The organism is Dokdonella sp. GW821-FHT11D02 (assembly GCF_058808595.1).
The window spans coordinates 927,492-946,089 of the sequence record NZ_CM179520.1 but is presented as its reverse complement, the minus strand read 5'-3'; the positions used below and the strand labels follow the sequence as shown (position 1 = coordinate 946,089).

Annotated in this window: 14 protein-coding genes; 4 read left to right on the top strand and 10 right to left on the bottom strand. The window is 67.4% G+C overall.

What is annotated here, in order from left to right; all coding sequences use genetic code 11:
* Positions 1–1,146, top strand: coding sequence for a PDZ domain-containing protein (locus tag AC3QL3_RS03840; RefSeq protein ID WP_492896980.1), 1,146 nt, complete (start codon positions 1–3; stop codon positions 1,144–1,146).
* A 9-nt stretch (positions 1,147–1,155) separates the two neighbouring features.
* Here the strand turns inward: AC3QL3_RS03840 and AC3QL3_RS03835 are convergent, their stop codons facing one another.
* From AC3QL3_RS03835 to AC3QL3_RS03805, 7 genes are all read right to left on the bottom strand, one after another.
* Positions 1,156–3,039 (bottom strand): ATP-binding cassette domain-containing protein, encoded by a 1,884-nt coding sequence (locus tag AC3QL3_RS03835; RefSeq protein ID WP_492896979.1) that lies wholly within the window; start codon positions 3,037–3,039, stop codon positions 1,156–1,158.
* Between the two features lie 216 nt (positions 3,040–3,255).
* Positions 3,256–4,098 carry a DMT family transporter gene (locus tag AC3QL3_RS03830; RefSeq protein WP_492896977.1) on the bottom strand — a complete coding sequence of 281 codons (843 nt, stop codon included), beginning with the start codon at positions 4,096–4,098 and terminating at the stop codon, positions 3,256–3,258.
* A gap of 200 nt (positions 4,099–4,298) precedes the next feature.
* Positions 4,299–5,294 carry a tRNA dihydrouridine(20/20a) synthase DusA gene (gene dusA, locus AC3QL3_RS03825; RefSeq protein ID WP_492896976.1) on the bottom strand — a complete coding sequence of 332 codons (996 nt, stop codon included), beginning with the start codon at positions 5,292–5,294 and terminating at the stop codon, positions 4,299–4,301.
* Between the two features lie 56 nt (positions 5,295–5,350).
* The gene (locus AC3QL3_RS03820; protein WP_492896975.1) at positions 5,351–6,523 is read right to left on the bottom strand and encodes a M23 family metallopeptidase; all 1,173 of its coding nucleotides are present in this window, start codon (positions 6,521–6,523) and stop codon (positions 5,351–5,353) included.
* 280 nt (positions 6,524–6,803) lie between these two features.
* A complete protein-coding gene (locus tag AC3QL3_RS03815) occupies positions 6,804–9,437 on the bottom strand; it encodes an N-acetylmuramidase domain-containing protein (protein ID WP_492896974.1) in 2,634 nt (877 codons plus the stop codon).
* Positions 9,434–10,201, bottom strand: coding sequence for an SH3 domain-containing protein (locus AC3QL3_RS03810; RefSeq protein WP_492896973.1), 768 nt, complete (start codon positions 10,199–10,201; stop codon positions 9,434–9,436). Before AC3QL3_RS03810 ends, AC3QL3_RS03815 begins: the two co-directional genes overlap by 4 nt.
* Before the next feature lie 118 nt (positions 10,202–10,319).
* A complete protein-coding gene (locus AC3QL3_RS03805) occupies positions 10,320–10,778 on the bottom strand; it encodes a MarR family winged helix-turn-helix transcriptional regulator (RefSeq protein WP_492896972.1) in 459 nt (152 codons plus the stop codon).
* 368 nt (positions 10,779–11,146) lie between these two features.
* On the opposite strand from AC3QL3_RS03805, the gene AC3QL3_RS03800 reads away from it, so the two are divergent.
* The 3 genes from AC3QL3_RS03800 to AC3QL3_RS03790 all read left to right on the top strand — a co-directional run bounded on the left by AC3QL3_RS03800 (position 11,147) and on the right by AC3QL3_RS03790 (position 14,302).
* Positions 11,147–11,596, top strand: a complete 450-nt coding sequence (locus tag AC3QL3_RS03800; RefSeq protein WP_492896971.1) for an Ohr family peroxiredoxin — start codon at positions 11,147–11,149, stop codon at positions 11,594–11,596.
* Positions 11,597–11,680: 84 nt separating this feature from the next.
* Positions 11,681–12,187 (top strand): peptide-methionine (S)-S-oxide reductase MsrA, encoded by a 507-nt coding sequence (gene msrA, locus AC3QL3_RS03795; protein ID WP_492896970.1) that lies wholly within the window; start codon positions 11,681–11,683, stop codon positions 12,185–12,187.
* 153 nt (positions 12,188–12,340) lie between these two features.
* Positions 12,341–14,302 carry an acetyl-CoA hydrolase/transferase C-terminal domain-containing protein gene (locus AC3QL3_RS03790; RefSeq protein ID WP_492896969.1) on the top strand — a complete coding sequence of 654 codons (1,962 nt, stop codon included), beginning with the start codon at positions 12,341–12,343 and terminating at the stop codon, positions 14,300–14,302.
* 50 nt (positions 14,303–14,352) lie between these two features.
* Here AC3QL3_RS03790 and AC3QL3_RS03785 read toward each other — a convergent pair whose 3' ends face one another.
* From AC3QL3_RS03785 to AC3QL3_RS03775, 3 genes are all read right to left on the bottom strand, one after another.
* Positions 14,353–15,474: a hypothetical protein gene (locus AC3QL3_RS03785; RefSeq protein WP_492896968.1), complete on the bottom strand. Its 1,122-nt coding sequence runs from the start codon at positions 15,472–15,474 to the stop codon at positions 14,353–14,355.
* A 91-nt stretch (positions 15,475–15,565) separates the two neighbouring features.
* Positions 15,566–17,596 (bottom strand): M13 family metallopeptidase, encoded by a 2,031-nt coding sequence (locus tag AC3QL3_RS03780; RefSeq protein ID WP_492896967.1) that lies wholly within the window; start codon positions 17,594–17,596, stop codon positions 15,566–15,568.
* 182 nt (positions 17,597–17,778) lie between these two features.
* Positions 17,779–18,522, bottom strand: a complete 744-nt coding sequence (locus AC3QL3_RS03775) for an acetoacetate decarboxylase (RefSeq protein ID WP_492896966.1) — start codon at positions 18,520–18,522, stop codon at positions 17,779–17,781.
* Positions 18,523–18,598: the final 76 nt, after the last annotated feature.

Below are 18,598 nucleotides of genomic sequence, written 5' to 3'. Positions count from 1 at the left end.
ATGAAGCGCACCTTGTTGATCACCGCCTTGATGTTCTGCCTCGGCAGCGCCGCTGCCGCCGAGCCGACGGCGCCGCCGAAAACCGACGACGCGAAGAGCCGTGCCGCGGGCGATCGAGCGCAGCGCGAAGAGCGCGACGCGCGCAGCGAAGCCGCACGCGCCGAGCTGGCCGAGATGCGCACGCAGATGAAGGAGCTCTCCGGCAAGATGGCCAAGTTGTCGGAAGAGCTGGGCGACGTCGGTCCGCGCGCCTACGCGTACCGCTATCTCGGCGATCCCAACCGCGCCATGATCGGCGTGGTATTGGGGTCGGAACGGAAAGGCGCCCGCATCAGCGCGGTCACTCCCGACAGCCCGGCCGCACGCGCCGGCTTGCGCGACGGCGACGTCATCGTCGCCATCAACGGCAAGCGCTTCGCCAACGCCGAAGACCCCGAGGACGGCCTGCGCGAAGCGCGCGAGCTGCTCAGCGATCTCAAGGAGGGACAGGAAGTGCGCCTCGCCTACGAACGCGGCGCCAAGGCGCAGCCCGATCTGCTGGTGAAGGCGGCGCGACGCGAGGCGTACAACTGGCCGCGGCTGATCGCCGGCGATGTCGACGTGGTGCAGATGAAGAACATGGAGAAGGACGTGCGCGAACAAGTCGAACGCGCACGCGTGGCCGCCGCCTCGATCGACTACGCCAAAATCGGCGCCGACGTCGCGCGCGCGACCGCGGATGCGCAAGTCGCGATGCATCGCGCCATGCCGTGGTGGGGATTGAACCTGGCCCCGGTCAATTCGGATCTCGGCCGTTACTTCGGTATCGATCGCGGCGCCTTGGTAATCTCCGCCAACCAGGCGTCGCCTTCCGGCCTGCGCGGAGGCGATGTGATCACCGAAGTCGCCGGCGAACGCGTCGACGATCCCGGCGACGCGCTGCGCGCGCTGCGCGATCAGGCCGCAGGCAAGGACATTCCGTTCAAAGTGCTGCGCGAGCGCAAGACGATCACGCTGAACGTGAAGGCGCCCGAGTACAAATCGATCTTCAGCGCGCTGCCGCTGCCGCCGGCACCCCCGGCGCCGCCCAAGCCGGCTGCGCCGCCGCGCGCACCGAGTACGCCGCCGCCACCGCCGCCGAAAGCGCCGCTGGCCGCGGATGCCTGATCGCCGCGATCAGCCGGCCTCGAGCAGCTGCCAGCGCTCGTACGCCGCATCGAGCTGCAGCTGCAAAGCAGCCAGCTCATCGTTGACGGCGACGATGGCGGCGCTGTCCTGGTTGTAGAACGCCGGTTCCTGCATCGCCGCGCCGAGTTCGGCGATGCGCGCCTCCAAGCTCTCGATGCGCTGAGGCAGGTCTTCCAGTTCGCGCGATTCCTTGTAGCTGAGCTTGCGCTTGCTCGGTGCGACGATCGGCTTGGGTTCTTCGCTCGCGCGTTCGCGTGCGGCGCGCACCACGGCGACCGGCGCGTTCGTCGGCCGCTGCCGCAGCCAGTCGGTGTAGCCGCCGACGTACTCGCCGACACGCCCCTCGCCTTCCAGCGCCAGCGTGCCGCTGACCACGTTGTCGAGGAACTCGCGGTCGTGCGAAACCAGCAGCAGGGTGCCCTGGTAGTTGGCCAGGAGTTCTTCCAACAGCTCGAGCGTTTCGACGTCGAGATCGTTGGTCGGCTCGTCCATCACCAGCAGATTAGAAGGCTTGGCGAACAGTTTGGCCAAGAGCAGGCGATTGCGTTCGCCGCCCGACAGCGCCGTGATCGGCGCGCGCGCGCGGTCCGGCGCGAACAGGAACTCCTGCAGATAACCGAGCGCGTGCTTGCGCGCGCCGCCGACCTCGATGTACTCACGTCCTTCGGCGACGTTGTCGAGCGCATTCAAGTCCTCGCGCAGATGCGCGCGGTGCTGGTCGAAGTAAGCGATTTCCAGATTCGTGCCCAGCCGCACCTCGCCCGCCTGCGGCTCCAGCTGGCCGAGCAGGAGCTTGAGCAAGGTGGTCTTGCCCGACCCGTTCGCGCCGATCAGGCCGATGCGATCGCCGCGCTGGATCGCCGTGGTCAGCCCGTCGACGATGCGGCGCCCGTCGTAGGCGAAGCGGATGTTCTCGACCTCGACCACGCGCTTTCCCGAGCGCGCCGCGATGTCCGCGGCGATGCGCGCGCGACCGCCGAGCTCGCGCCGCTGCGCGCGCTCGCGCCGCATCGCTTCGAGTGCGCGCACGCGCCCTTCGTTGCGCGTGCGCCGCGCCTTGATGCCCTGGCGGATCCAGACTTCCTCTTGCGCCAGTTTCTTGTCGAACAGCGCGTTCGCCTGCGCCTCGGCGTGCAGCCGCTCCTCGCGCCTGCGCAGATAGTTTTCGTAGTCGCCGGGCCAGGAGGTGACTTGGCCGCGGTCGATCTCGACGATGCGCGTGGCGAGCGCGCGCAGGAAGCGGCGATCGTGGGTGACGAACACCACGCTGCCGGCGAAATCGAGCAGCAGCCGCTCGAGCCAGGCGATCGCATCGATGTCGAGATGGTTGGTCGGCTCGTCCAGCAGCAAGAGATCGGGCTCCAGCACCAGCGCGCGCGCCAGCAGCACGCGTCGCTTCATGCCGCCCGACAAGGCCGAAAACTCGATGTCCTCGGCCAATTCCAACCGCGCCAGCACGCGCACCACGCGCTGATCGAGATTCCAGCCGCCGCCGGCGTCGATACGCGCCTGCACCGCCGCCATCGCGGCGGGATTGCCGGCTTGATCGAGGTGATGCGTGAGCCGGTGGAACTCCGCCAGCAGCGCACCGAGTTCGCCGAGCGCGCCGGCGACCACGTCGAACACGGTGCCGGCGAGGTCGTGCGGCACTTCCTGCGTCAGCCGCGCGATGCGTGCGCCGGTCTGCACGCGCACTTCGCCGTCGTCCGGGCGCAGCTCGCCGGCGATCAGTTTGAGCAAGGTCGACTTGCCGGCGCCGTTGCGGCCGACGATGCAGATGCGCTCGCGCGGCTCGATCGTCAGATCGACCTTTTCGAGCAGCAGTGGGCCGCCGACGGAGTAGTCGACGTTCTGAAGTTGGATCAAAGGCATGGGCGAAGTGTAGCGGGAAGTCGATTCGACTCGATTGCGAATGTACGATCGCCTTTGCCCACACACGGCTCCTGCCGGCGCTCTCGCGGAACGCGTATGCTGCGCACTGACGAAGCAAGCGCCCGATCTTGACCTCGCGCATCTGCTCGAACTGCCGCGAGACGCGAAACGAAAGACCTAAGCGTCCGCAGCACCTGATGGCGCGCAGCCGATCGGCTACCCGACCTCCCGCCGCGTACCGAGCCAGATGCCGAACGCGACCAGGGCGAAGCCCGGCAGCATCGCCGGTGCCAGGCGCTCGCCGAGCACGAGATAACCCATCAGGGCCGTCACCGGCGGCATCAGGTAGAACAACGCGGCGACGTCGGTCGCGGCGCCGCGACGGATCAGCGCGAACAGCAGCGCGAACCCGCCGACCGCGTTGACCAGCACGATCCAGCTCAGCGCGCCGATGTAGGTCGCACTCCAGTCGCTGCGGAAGTGCTCCAGCCACAGCGCCAGCGGCAGCATCGCCAGCGCAGCCGCTGCGTGCTGCGCAGCGAGACCGACGCGCAAATCCAAGGTCGAGGAATGCCGCTTCTGGTACAGCGTGCCGAGGCTCAAGCCGAGCAAGCCGACCAGCCCCGCGAGATAACTGGCCGCGCCGGCGCCGTTGGTGTCGATGCGCCCCTGCAGCACCAGCAGCACGCCGACGAAGCCGAGCGCGAGTCCGCCCCATTGCCAGCGGCTCAGTCGCTCGCCGGTCAGGCTTGCGAACAGCGCCGTCGCCAACGGCATCGCACCGATGAAGAGCGCCGACAGGCCGGTCGACAAGCCCAGATGCAGGCCCTCGTAGATGCCTCCGAACGACAGCGCCAGCGACAGCAGTCCGACCACCGCGCTGTGGCCGAGCGCGCGCCAGCCCGGCCAGACCGCCTGCGCGAACACCGCCAAGGCGCCGAAGATCGCCGCCGCCGCGACGAAGCGCAACAGCAGCACCGTGAACGGCCCGCCATGCAACACCGCCAGCTTGCCGGACGGATAACCCGAGCACCACAACAGCACAAAGACGATCGCCATCCCGCGTCCGCGCCAGCTGCTCTGTGTTGGCTTCGATGCCGCCGCGCCGTCGGGCGCGGCGCTCGCTTGCGAGCCGTCCATTGCCGATTCCTGAAGGAAGATCCGATCGCTACAGCCTAGGCGCATGCACGGCGGCGAGAAACTCGACCTTGGTCAAATCCCGCTTCGGCCCTGCTCGATCGACTGCGCCGCGCGAAACGCTAAGCCGCTCGCGCGCGCGATTCGCCGCGGCGCGCGGCGAGCGCTTGTTCGACCACGCTCCAACCGGCATTCGCGCGATGCGCCTGCTCGCTCAGCACGCGGCGGAAAGCGCGCGCACCGGGCAGGCCCTGATACAGACCGAGTACGTGGCGGCTGATGTGCTGCAGACGGTCGCCGCGCGCCAGATGCGCTTCGACGTAGGGACGCAAGCGCAACAGCACCTCGTCGCGATCGGGCAGCGGCGTGCCGAACAATTCCGCTTCGATTTCGGCCAGCCGATACGGCTCGTGATACGCGGTGCGCCCGAGCATGACGCCGTCGACGTGGTGCAGGTGCTCGCGCACCTCGGCGACCTGCGCGACGCCGCCGTTGATGACGACGGTCAGCTGCGGGAAATCGCGCTTGAGCCGATACACGCGCTCGTAGTTGAGCGGCGGCACCTCGCGATTCTCCTTCGGCGAAAGTCCCTGCAACCAGGCCTTGCGCGCATGCACGACGAACACGGTGCAGCCGGCGGCGTGCACGCGCGCGACGAAGCGTTCGAGATCGGCGTATTCGTCCTGCTCGTCGACGCCGAGCCGGCACTTCACCGTGACCGGTATGCGCACCGCCGCGCGCATCGCCGCGACGCAATCGGCGACCAGCGCCGGCTCGCGCATCAGGCAGGCGCCGAAGCGGCCGGACTGCACGCGATCGGAGGGACAACCGACGTTGAGATTGATCTCGTCGTAACCGAGCTCGGCACCGATGCGCGCCGCCTGCTCGAGTTCGGCCGGTTCCGAGCCGCCGAGCTGCAAGGCGATCGGGTGCTCGCTGGCGTCGAAGCCGAGCAGACGCGCGCGATCGCCGTGGATCACCGCGGGCGCGGTGACCATCTCGGTATAGAGCAGCGCATTCGGTGCGAGCAGGCGATGGAAGACGCGGCAGTGGCGGTCGGTCCAGTCCATCATCGGCGCGACCGCGAGCCGGCGTGCGTTTCGATCGATCTCGTGCATCGGCGCTATTCTAGCCGTCCGGCCGATCGGTTCGAATCTTTCCCGATCGGCCTGATTCAGCGATCGGGAAATTGGATCACGATTCCGCTCAACGGCAGCCGATCCGTTTGCTGCGCGCTGGCTGCCGGCTTCCACGGCTCGCCCTGCCCGAACAACTGCGCTTCGGTCTCCGGCCCGAGCGACTCGAAACGCGCGAACGTATAGGGAATGCCTTCCGATCCCTCGAACGTCGCGGCATCGGCGAGATGGAAGTGCAGGTGCGGCCCGGCCGAGTTGCCCGACTGTCCGAGCTTTCCGATCACATCGCCGCGGCGCACGCGATCGCCTGCCTTCACTTTGACGCTGCCGCGCTGCAGGTGGGCGTAGCTGGCGAACACGCCGGGTTCGATTTCCAAAATGACGTAGTTGCCGTACAAGCCGTCGGCGCTGAGCGAAGGCGGCTCGGGCTGCGCGGTCAGCGGCGCATGCTCTTCTTCACCGTCGCGTGCGCTGCGCACGACGCCGTCGGCGACCGCGAGCACGTCGACGCCGTAGCCGACCCAGTCGGCGTGCGTGGCTTTCTTGATGTCCTTGATCTTCGGCTTGATCGCGCGACCGTGCGCATCGACGCCGACCAAGTCCAGCGCGTAACGCTGCGGGATGGTCAGCCGGCCGTTGACCGCGACCAAACTACCCCAGTGGTGCGATTGCGCCGCGCCCGGCCCTTCGTTCGCCAGCCAGCGGCCTCCGCGCAGCGGCGGGCCTAGCGTCGCGACCTTGCCGGCGTTCACCGCCACGATCGCATCGTCGAGTACGACGGTGGCGTTCTTTTCGGTGGTGAACTCGATTCGGTGCCGTAGCGCGTGCGGCACCGGCGCACCGGCCGGCAGCGTGAGCCATACGAACACGATGCTGCGCTTGCCCGACGCGATCGACACCGGCGCATTCTCGGCCGGCGTCGGCTTGACCATCTGCGCCAGCGCTTGCGCATCCACCGCCAGCAGCGGCGTATCGTTGCCTTCGGCGTAGACCTTCAGTCCTTGCGGGCGCAGCGGACCGGTGTCGCCGTAGAAGTTGCTCAGATGCAGCTCGTAGGCCAGATGCGTCGCGCCGTCGCTGCCGACGAAGGCCGTCGGCGCGAACGGTACGCGCGCCTCGATCGGTGCCGGCGTCGGCGCCGATTGCGCGTGGAGGATCGAAAAGAAACTCGACCCGAGCAGAACCCATACCGCTGCCGCCTTGAACCTCATGTGCGCCTACTCTGGTCTCGCTCGTGGTGGCGCCACGCCGCCGGCCGGCACGCATGAGGCGGCGACCCGGCCGGCAGTGTGCCGCAAGCGGGCTGCGAATCGGAGACGACCTCAGCCACTTGCAATGCAGGCGGGTACGCAGGCGACCTCGCTCTCGTCGCACGGCGGACAGCGCCGGCGCAGCGCTCGGTTCGATCGGCGGCACGCGCAAGCGCACGCACTACCGATGCTCAGCGCTTTGTCGTACTCGTGCTGAGCCGAAGCGACGTACCGGCGTGCTTCAAAGTGTCGCCGGCCACACCACCGGGCCGCTCCAGCCGGCGCCCTTGATGTGCCGGATCACCGCCGCCTGCACCGCCGTGTCGTCGTCCATGCCGCCGTGCGTGGTCGCCTTGGTCGCCGCAGTTCCGCTCGCGATCAAGCCGCCGGGGCTGGTGAGGCGCGCGATGCGCTCGCCCCAGGGATGGGTCACGATCGCCGGGACCAGATATTTCTCCATGCCGAGAATCGGTACGTCTTGGCCGCCCTCGAGCGAACGCGCGAGCAAGTACAACAGCGAATGACCGTAAGGCCGGCAGGTTGGGTCGGCGCGCTCGGCCGCGTCGGTGAGATAGGCGAACAGGCTGCGCAGAGGACGCTTGGAGACCAGCTCGCCGAGCCTGGCGTCGAACAGATCGACCGTAGCGGCCGGCGCGAGGAAACTGAGCGATTCCAGCGCGAGGCCGCGCTGAACGGCGCGCTGACCCAAGTAGCAATGCACGATCGCGCCGGCCGAATGGCCGATCAGATGCAGGCGCACCTTCGGCAGGCTCTGCTCGCGCTGCTTGAACAGCTTGAACAACTGCACCGCGCCCGAACGCGGCGAGCCCGACAGGGCGTCGGCGTTCTGCTTCATCTCGCCCCACAGCTTGCCGCCGGGCCAGCGCGCGAAGCTCTCGATGCGCTCGTCCTTCCATTCCAGCGCCGCGCTTTTGAAACGATCCCACCAGCCGCCGGCGGTGTCGGTGGCGGCTTGATCCTGCTCGCTGGCGAAATCCTCGAGCAGGTCGGTCAGGGTCTTGAACGCGCCGGTCTCCCACATCAGGAAGATCGGGAAGATGCGATTGGAGCGCAGCAGCGGAATCCAGGTGCGCGCGGTTTCCGCCGCGGCGTCTTCGTCGACCAGGCCGCCGTGCGCGTAGATCGCGATGTCGACGGTGGCGTTGCGGTCGAGCTGCCATTCCTGACAAGCCTTGACCAGATGGAAGTCGAGCAGCTGCACCAGATCGTCCGGATGAGTGCGGAAGCGGCCGCGCTGGCTCAGCTCGCCGTTGTTCTCCATGTCGATCACGAACGGGCCGATCTGATGGTCGGCCAGGGTGCGATCCGTCGCCAGCGCGACCGCCTGGCCGGCCTTCGCCTGCAAGGTCGCGCTTGCGGCGACCGCTTCGTGTTCGCTGGTGACGACGCCGAGCTGCACCACCCAGCAATCCATCGCGTTGCGCAGCCAGTCGTCGTAGGTGAGGATCGCGAAGCCGCCGTGGCCCCATTGCGGTCCCCACGAGTTCTGCACGATGAAGCCGGCGTCGCAGTAGCCGACGATCGCGAACGCGTGTCCGGCCTGGCCGCGCCCGGGCGCGATGCGGCGCAGTTGCTCGACGCCGGTCGGCGCTTCCGCCACCGCGCCGTCGGACAGCGCCGACCAGCCGTCGTGGATCATCGCGCTGGCGTAGACGACACCGGCTTCGGCCAGTGCGACGTGGATGTCGCCGATCGCCTTCGGCGTGATGCGGTAGTAGGTGCCGAGCGGGCGCTTCACCGCATCCAGCCACCAGTCGGTGTTCGGATCGTTGGTCGCCGGCGGCATCGTCTTGTTCTTCCACAGCCGCGCCAGGCTGGCGCCGTGGCGCGACCAGCCTTTGAGCGCGCCGCGCAGGGACGAGCCGGCGTCCTCGTCGTCGTTGTCGCTCCATTCGTCGTAGCGGCGCGCCATGCTGTAGAGCATGTAGCCGGAAATCTGCTCGGCCGGACGGCCGCCGCGCGCGAGCAGGGTTTCGATCACGCTCGCCAGCGCGAAGCCGGTGCAGGCATTGGTCTGTTTCTGATCCTTCACCGGACGCGGATCGTTGGGCAGGATCGAAGGCGGCGGGCTCACCGCGATGCTCGGCCGGTACAGCCAGTCGCGCAGATCGATCGAATCGGGCTTGACCGGCGCACGCCGTGCCGGCGCGCGCTGCGGCGCTACTGCGGGGAAGCTGGAACGTCCCGGCGGCAGCGCGGAAGCCGCGCTCGACGTCTTGCGCGCGGCCGTCTTCTTCGCCGCGCGCGTCTTCGTAGGTGCCGCCGCTGCAGCGGCCGGCGCAGCGCTGAAATGCCGATACGCCTCGCGCAGCTTGCGGTCGTAGGCATTCTGGCGATAACCGCTGCCGTTGTAGGCGCGGGCAAAGGCGGCCCAGTCGCGCTGACGCAAGGCGGTGATGAAGGGTGCGCGGGCGATGAAGCGCGCAAACAGCGCGAGCTGCTGCTCGGCGCCTTCCGATTGCGCTGCGACAAACGCGTCGACGTCGGCGCAGCCGCAGGCGTCGTAGTTGAAGCCCATGATCTGGAACAGGCCCCAGCTCGCCGATTGCAGTGCCGCGATGCGGTCGAGCGCGCAGGCCGCATCGAGGCGTTCCCATTCACCGGCGAGCGAACCCGCGTAGCGCTTGCGGTCCCAGTTCGGGTAGCTGAGATCGGGGTGCGCGGCGTCGTAGCGCGCTTGCGTCAGCCGATGGAAGACGTGGCCTTCGAACAAGACCTTCGGCCGCTCCGACGGCGGCGGCAGGAAGCCGTCGCCGGCCGATTCGACCGCGGCGACCGCACGCAGCGCGGCGGCTTCCACGCCGATCTGCTTGGCCAGGCGCAGCCAGGCTTCGTTGCTGATGTCGCGCTTCACGATGCGGCTCCTGCATTGGCGGCGGCGCCGATCTTCGCCGGCGGCAACAAGGTCTGCCAGAAGAATCCGTTCTGGAACGCCATGCACCAGGAAACGACGACCGCGACTTCGCTGCTGAAAGAAAAGTTACCGAGGTTGAGGAAGGCCACCAGCGCCAGCGGCGCGGCAACGAAAGCCTTCACGAACTTGCGCGGCTGCAGGCACTGTCGCCACGAAAAACGGGCGTTCGCCTCGGCTTCATCGAACACCAACTTGCCGAACATGCCGAGCAGCACGCACAAGAGCGCGATCAGGATCATCGTGCGTTCGTCGAAGCCGGGCAATCCCGGCTGTGCATCCGGTGTGGCCGCCAGCGCACTCGAGATCGGCCATGGATCAAAACGTGGCGCGCGGCGCGTATCGGCGAGCGTGGTGGTGCCGGCGAAGATCCAGCCGCTGCGACCGCCGCCGAGATCGATACGCAGCCATTTCTTCTTGTCGACGAAGAGGCCGACTGCGGTGGTTTCGCACACACTGAGCGCGCTGCCGGCGGGCAGACGCGCGATTTCGTTGCCGTAGCTCCAGCCGCTGCCGCTGGAGAAGGCCGGCGGCCGGTCGTAGACGACGGTGTCGGCGTTGGTGCGGCCGCCGGAGCATTGCGCCGAGGCGGAAACCGCGTTCAACAGCAGGAGCAGGAAGATCAGGCACGCGCCGAACCAAACGCGCGAACGAGGCGCGCGGGCGCGCGCGGCGGCGCGGAAATCGCACCCGATGAAGTCGGACATGGCACACCCCCGAAGACGTACGGCCAGGCGCGGAACCGGTGCGGACACGAACCGGATCGCCTGCCTTTCCTATACGCCGTTGCGGCGGCCACTCTGACATCGATCGCGAAGTCTTCGCTCAGTCCGCGCCGTGCACGGCCTTGAGCAGGTTCTCGCGCAAGCCGACGATCTCTTTCTGCAGACGCGGAAAGTCCTTCTGCGCGAGGCCGCAGGCATCGGTCAGATCGATGTAGGCGTTCTCGCGCAGGCGTTTGCCGCTGCGGGTCAGGCGCACGCGCACCTGGCGCTCGTCCGCCGGGTCGCGCGCACGCTCGACATAACCCATCGCCTCGAGCTTCTTCAGGATCGGGGTGAGCGTGTTGGATTCGAGGAAGAGCTTCTCGCCGAGGCGGCTCACGGTGAGATCGTCCTCTTCCCACAGCGCGACGATGGTCACGTATTGGGTGTAGGTGAGGCCGAGCGCTTCCAGCATCGGCCGATACGCTTTGCCGAAAGCGAGATTGGTCGAGTAGATCGCGAAGCACAGGTAGTCGGCGAGCTTGAGATTGACGATCGCATCGGTCGGCTTGGATTTCATGACGAAGGCTCCTGGGCGCAGGCCGCGCCGCTCTTCCCATCATACATCGCATACGATTCAGTCGTTACCGCTTCAAATCGAATGCCGAGCGGAAACGCATTGCGGTGGCCACCCTCGCCTGCTGCTGTCACCGGCGGATCGGCTGCTGATCGATGCGTAGAAAGTGCTTGACACGGCCTGAGTGACAACCGTAATCTAAATATATCGCATGCGATCTAATCTTATGCGATAGTAATCGGAGTCAAGCACTACCTGAACCAGATGCACGCCCGACCTCAGTTTGAGGTCTTTGTTTCCCATACATATCGCATGCGATGTAATCGCACGCGATATGCAGGTCACTCACTCACAACACAGAGGAATCCGCCATGACCAAGATCGAGAAAGTACTGTTCACCGGCAAGACGCACACCACCGCCAGCCAGAGCGAGGGCGCAGCGCGCGGCCACGGCAACCTGGACCTCGTCCTCTCTTCCCCCGGCAACGCCGGCCAGGAGTTGTCGTTCACCGACGTCGCGCCGCATCCGACCGCCGAGCGGCTGTTCGCCGGCGCCTGGTCGGCCTGCTACAGCGCCGCCCTCGGGCTGATCGCCGCGCAGAAGAAAGTGAAGCTGCCGGCCGAACTCGCGGTCGACATCGAAGTCGATCTCGGCCAGACCGGCGCCGCCTGGTTCCTGCAGGCGCGCATCGAGGTGCGGGCGCCGGGCCTCGCGCAGGAAGTGGCCGAGCAGCTCGCCCATGCCGCGCACGAGATCTGCCCCTACTCGAAGGCGACGCGCGGCAACATCGACGTCGCGCTGACCGTCATCGCTGGTTGAACGACGCGTGCTTGACCTTGCCCGGGCGACCGCCATCTACCGGCCGCCCGGCGTAAGCTTTCGATCCTCCAAGGAGAATCCATGATGACGACGCACACCGAAACCGCGATTCTGGCCGGCGGCTGCTTCTGGGGCATGCAGGACCTCTTGCGCCGCGTCCCCGGCGTGGTCTCCACGCGCGTGGGCTACAGCGGCGGCGAAGTGCCGAACGCGACCTACCGCAACCACGGCACGCACGCCGAGGCGATCGAGATCGTGTTCGATCCGAGCCGCATCAGCTATCGCCGCATCCTCGAATTCTTCTTCCAGATCCACGACCCGACCACCAAAAACCGCCAAGGCAACGACGTCGGCACGAGCTACCGCTCGGCGATCTTCTATCGCGACGACGAGCAGAAGCGCGTCGCCGAGGACACCGTCGCCGACGTCGATGCTTCCGGCCTGTGGCCGGGCAAGGTCGTCACCGAGATCGCTCCGGCCGGTCCGTTCTGGGAAGCCGAGCCCGAGCATCAGGACTACTTGCAGCACTACCCCGAAGGTTACACCTGCCACTTCGTGCGACCGGATTGGACCCTGCCCAAGCGCAGCTGACGCGGTCTGGGCGCAGGCGCCGGTGAAGCGGACACTTCGGCCGCCAACGCGGGCAGAATGGCTGTCGACGCGGCACGCGCCGCGAGCGGAGCGGACGGCAATGCGCGAACGAGCCCGTGGATCAAACGGTCGATGCGGCCGGAGGTGCCTGGCGTGACGGCGGCCGAGGTCGGCCAGTTCGACACCCTGGTCGAGCGCATCCGTGCTCGCGGCGGCGATCATCTCGCCGTCGCTGCGCCGCTTGGTCTCGGCAAGCCGAACCGCTTGCTCAATGCGCTGTACGCAAGCGCGCGGCGCGATCCGACGCAGCGTCTGACTTTGTACACCGCGTTGTCGCTGGATCCGCCGGCGCCGAGCAGCGAACTCGAACGGCGTTTCCTCGAGCCGTTCTTGGCACGCCAGTTCGGCGCCGACTATCCGCGCCTGGACTACGTGCGCGACCTCAAGGCCGGGCGGCTGCCGCCGCACGTGCACGTGCAGGAGTTCTATTTCCAATCCGGCGCGATGCTCGGCTCGGCGCAGGCGCAGCGCGACTACGCCAGCATCAACTACACCCAAGTCGCGCGCGATCTCGCCGACGGCGAACTGCACGCGATCGTGCAGCTGGTCGCGCGGCGCGGTGAAGGCCCTGCGGCGCGCTACAGCCTGTCGTGCAATCCGGACGTGACGCTGGACGTGCTCGACGCGATCGCCGCGCGCGGCAAGCCGCGGCCGCTGGTGATCGGCGTCGTGCATCCGGAGTTGCCCTTCCTCGGCGGCGACGCCGAAGTCGGCGCCGAGCTGTTCGATGCCTTGGTCGAAGAAAGCGCGGCGGCGCAGCCGCTGTTCGCGCTGCCGCGCGGTGCGGTCGACCTCACCGAATACGCGATCGGCCTGCACGCGAGCGCGCTGGTGCGCGACGGCGGCACCTTGCAGATCGGCATCGGCGCGCTGTCGGATGCAATCGTGTACGCGCTGCTGCTGCGTCAACGCGGCAACGCCGATTATCTGGCGCTGTTGCGCGCGGTGCGCGGCGAAGATGCCGCCGCCGACGCGCTGACCGAGCGCATCGGAGGGGTGGCGCCGTTCGTGCGCGGCCTGTACGGCGCCAGCGAGATGATCATGGACGGTTTCATGCACCTGCGCCGCGCCGGCATCCTGACGCGATCGGTGTACGACGACGTCGACTTGCAGCGCGCGCTCGACGCCGGCGTCGCGGCCGACCCGGCCAAGCTACGCGGCGGTCACTATCTCAAGGGCGCGTTCTATCTGGGCAGCAAGGCGTTCTACGACTGGCTGCGCACGCTCGAAGGCGCCGACTATGCCGGCCTCGCCATGTGCCGCGTCTCCGACGTCAACCAGCTTTACGGCGGACGCGAACAGCTCGACGCGCTGCAGCGCCGCGATGCGCGGTTCTTCAACACCTGCATGATGGCGAGCCTGCTCGGCGCGGCGACCTCCGACGCGCTCGAAGACGGCCGTGTCGTCAGCGGCGTCGGCGGCCAGTACAACTTCGTCGCGATGGCGCATGCGCTCGACGGCGGACGCTCGGCTTTGCTCTTGCGCGCGACGCGCAAGAGCGGCCGCCGCGTCGAATCGAACATCCGCTGGAACTACGGCCACACCACCATCCCGCGCCATCTGCGCGACCTGTACGTGACCGAGTACGGCGTCGCCGATCTGCGCGGCAAGTCCGACGAAGCCTGCGTGCGCGCGATGCTCGCGATCAGCGACGCGCGCTTCGTCGATGCGCTGGCTGCGGATGCGATGCGTGCCGGCAAGCTGCCGCGCGATTTCCGCGTGCCCGAAGCTTGGCGCGCGAACACGCCGTCGGCGTTGAACGCCAAGCTGCAGCCGTTCGCCGCCCGCGGCTTGCTGCCGACGTTCCCGTTCGGCAGCGATTTCGATGCGACCGAGCGCCGTGTGTTGCCGGCGCTGTTGTGGCTGAAATCGTGTCTGGCCGAACCGCGCCGCTGGCCGGCCCTGCTCGGCGCCCTATTCGCACCGGGCCATGCCGACGACGCACCGGCCGTGCTGGAGCGGCTCGATTTCGCGCGCAAAAATCTGTCTTTGAGCGAACGCTTGTACGCGCGCCTCGTGCGCGCTGCGCTGGCGCGTACGAAGCCGATCGCTTGAGCGAAAAGCATCGGCGAGATAGCCGCCGCTCTCCTCGAAGCCGCGCGATCTCAATGGCGCAATAGAGCGAGCACGACCTCGATCACGATCAACAAAACGATCGCGATTTCGAGCAACTCGGCGCGCCGGCTCGACGCTTCGTCGTAGAGCGCGGTGTAGGTATCGCGCACGATCGCGAGCTTGCGGTCGACCGCGGCGCTCAGTTTGGGCACGCGGAAAAGATCGAGCGCCGAAGCGTAAATGCGCGCGAGATAGACGTCTTCGGTAACCTGCAAGGCGTTGTCGACTTTCTCGGTCAGCTCGGTCACCTCGGCCACCAGCGTGTACAGGCGCCGCGCGAGCTGGGCGAAGCGGCTCGCCGCGCGCAGCGACGCGGTGCCGCGCGCTTCCTCGACCAGGTCGTACATGCGCGGCAGTTCGTCGTCGAGCAGTTCGTCGTAGTAGCGCAGCTCGAGCAGCTGCGCGTTGGCGACTTCGAGCACGCCGGCGACGTCGGAGTCGCCGCGCGGCTCGTACACGAAGGCGCGATCCCAGGTCAGCACGACCAGATCGTCTTCGTAGTAGGAGAAGCTCTGCCGCAACAGGTCGCGCCGCGCGGCGTCGGACAGCCGGCGCGTCTCACCCGACAAGAGCGGCACCAAATCGACGCGCTCTTGCAGCATCGCTGCCGTCAGCGGCTGATCGAGTTCGTTGACGACGGCGAGCAGATAGTCTTCTTCCAGCGTCGCCGCGGACGGACGCAGCAAGGCCGGGGCGATCACGCTGCGCACGTCCTCGAGCAACCGCTCCCACACCCCATCGCGCGCGGCCGGTCCGATCGTCTGGTCGGCCGCCTGCACCAGCGCGACGAATTCGGACCAGGCCAAGTGCGCGACCGGCAGACGCACGGCCAGCACGACGACGCCGAAATCGTAGATGCGCGCGGTCGCGCTGGCGGCACAACGCCGGCCGCCGATGTCGAGCGCGAACGGCGCCAGCGGCAGTTGCACCGGCGGCACGCCGAACGCGAGCGCTTTCTCCGGCACCGAATTGAGGCGACCGCGATAGCTGGCCGCTTTCGAATGCGCCGCGCACAGGCTCTCTGCCTGCGCCAGATCGATCGAGTAGGCGACATCGAAATGCCGCAACACGATCACCGCGCCGGTTTCGACGACGACTTGGTTCGCACCCATCGCGCTGCCTCGCGGCGATTCCTCCGACGCGAGGCAGCCTAACGAACTGCGATGACGCTGTCAGGTCGCGCCGAAGCGCGACCGCCAGCCTTCACCAGACTTCGCAGCGGTCCTTGTCCGGCCGCACCATCGCGGCGTCCGCCTTGCATTGGAACGCGCTGCGGAAGGCAGGCAGATTCGACAGCGGCCCGTTGACGCGGTACTTCGCGACCGGATGCGGATCGCCCTGCACCATCGTGCGCTGCGTCTCCGGGCGCGTTTCGTCGCCGCGCACCTGGCCCCAGGCGATGAAGAACTGCTGCTCGGGCGTGAAGCCGTCGAGGGTCGGTTCCGCTGCCTTGCCTTCGCGCGATTTCTGGTACGCCAGCCAAGCGAGCTTGGCGCCGGCGAGATCGCCGATCGATTCGCCGAGCACGAGCTTGCCGTTGTGGTGGATGCCCGGCTCGATGAAATAGCCCTCGAACTGATCGACCACGCACTGCCCGCGCGCCTTGAATTTCTCCTGATCGCTCGGCGTCCACCAGTTGGCGAGGCGGCCTTGCGCGTCGAACTGCGCACCCTGGTCGTCGAAGCCGTGGCTGATCTCGTGTCCGATGATGACGCCGATCGCACCGTAGTTGACCGCGTCGGTCGCGCTCACGTCGAACGCCGGCGGCTGCAGGATGCCGGCCGGAAACACGATCTCGTTGAGGAAGGGGTTGTAGTACGCGTTGGAGGTCGGCGGCGTCATTTCCCAACGGCCACGATCGACCGCCTTGCCGATGCGCGCACGTTCGTCGGCGACGTTCCAGCGCGAGGTCGCGGCGAGGTTGTCCCAATGGCTGTTGCGCGCGACGACGAGGCCGCGGTAGTCCTTCCAGGTGTCCGGATAGCCGATCTTCGGATTGAAGGTGGCGAGCTTTTCGAGCGCCTTCTTCTTGGTGTCCTCGCCCATCCAGTCGAGGCCGCCGATGGTGTCCTTCATCGCCAGCAGGATGTTCTTGACCATCTCCTGCATGCGCGCTTTCGCTTCGGGCGGGAAATACTTTTCGACGTACTTGCGGCCGAGCGCTTCGCCGAGCTGCTGGTCGGTCGCCTCGGCGCAGCGCTTCCAGCGCGGCTTCATCTCGGTGGTGCCGGCGAGATAGCGGCCGTTGAACGCGAAGCGCTCCTCGACGAACGGCGTCGACAGACTGTCGGCGGCGGCATTGAGCACCTGCCAGCGCAGATAGGTGCGCCACTGCGCCAGCGGCGTGGAGCTGAGTTCCTTGCCGACCTGGCGCAGGAATTTCGGCTGCGTCACGTTCAGATCGTCGTGCGGGATCTTGGCCGTATCGAAGTACGCCGCCCAGTCGAACTGCGGAACTTGCTTGACCAGGTCGGCGAACGCGGTCTTGTGGTCCTGCTGATACGGATCGCGCAGGGCGACGTTGTCGAGCGAGACTTCGGCCAGGCGTTTCTCGAACGCGAACACCGTGGCGGCGTCCTGCTTCGCCGCCGCCGGCTTCGCGCCGGCCAGCTCGAACATCTTCGCCACGTGCGCGCGGTATTTGTCGCGCGCCTCGACGAAGCGCTTCTCGCTCTTGAGGTAGTAGTCGCGATCGGGCATGCCGAGCCCGCCGACGTCGACGTGCGCGATGACCTTGCTCGGGTCGTGCAGATCCTGATGCGCGAGCAGACTGAACGGCGCGGTGACGCCGAGTTCGTGCAGGCGCCCGATCGTGCGCTGCAGATCGGCCTGGGTCTTGATCGCGGCGATCTGGTCGAGCAGCGGCTGCGCCGGCTTCAGACCGAGTTCGTTGACCCGTGTTTCGTCCATGCAGGTGGCGTAGAAATCGCCCGACAACTGTTCGGAGCTGCCGGCAGGCCAGTCGCGCTTGGCGGCCATCTCGGCCAGCAGGTCGCGCACGCGCTCCTTGTTCAATTCGCCCGCTTGCCAGCGCTTGCTCCAGCGATCCATGTACTGCGGGATCGGGTGCTGCGCGCGCCAGGCGCCATTGGCGTAGGCGAAGAAGTCGGTGCAGGCATCGGCGTTGCGATCGATGTCGGACGGATCGATGCCGTGCGCGGCCCAGGCGGGCGCGGCGGCAGCGAACAGGCAGGCGGCGATCGTACGGACGCGCAGGATTCGAAGACCGGACATGGCGATGCTCCCCTCGCAACGATGGACCGCGCGATGCTAGGACGCCGCTGCCGGCTGCCGCATGGGCCGAACGGCAGGGGCGCCCCGTCGCCCGCCTCCTCGCTCACGACACGCCCGTCCCGGAAGGGCTTAGTGCCCGCGAATGCAGGCACGACGCGATCGGCTCTCGGAAACGGCGCGCCTCAGCCTTCGGCGAGATAGTCGTGCACGACCTCGCCCGGGCCGAGCGTGAGGTCGGCGACGAAATGCAGGGCCGAGGTGACTTCGAGCACGGGCAGGCGCGCCACGTCGGCGATCGCGTGCGCGTGCAGCTGCAGAGCGGCCGGCGCGGTCCAGGCGCCTTTCAGCGTGAGATCGGTCAGGAAGTAGCGCACCAGTTCGAGAATGCGCGGACTGCCGTCGACGTGCGGAATGATCTTGAGCAGGAAGTTCGGCACGCCGAGCGCCTTCAAGACGCTGTCGCGATCCACTTCGCGGTGCTTGTAGCCCATCGTGCCGGAGGCACACAGCTGGCTGCCGTAGTGCAGGGTGCCGACGATGACGTCGCCCTCGTGCACGATCTTCGGGCTCGCCAGTTTCTTGGGGAAGCCCCAGATCTCGCGGCCGCCGGCGATCGGCGCGTCGTCGTCGAGATACATCGAATGCACGTAGACGCCTTCCTCGCCGCGATAGCGCACCGGAATGACCTGGCCCGATTCGGTGTAGTCGCCGAAGCCGGTCGAGTCGGGCATGCGGATGAATTCGTACTTCACCACCGGCTCGATCACCTCGAGCGGCTCGGGCACGACCGCGGCCAGCGCCGCGGGATCGGTGCGGTAGGTGATGACGATGTACTCGCGATCGCGGAAGCGGTACGGCGACGGCGGATAGGACGGGTTCGTCAACGGCATCGCGAACGCGCGCTGGCGCACTTCGGACAACTTCATGGGCAACTCCTGTAAGTAAAAGCGGATCGTGCGAAGGATCAGACTCACAGCATCGCATGACGGTTCAATGGCGATT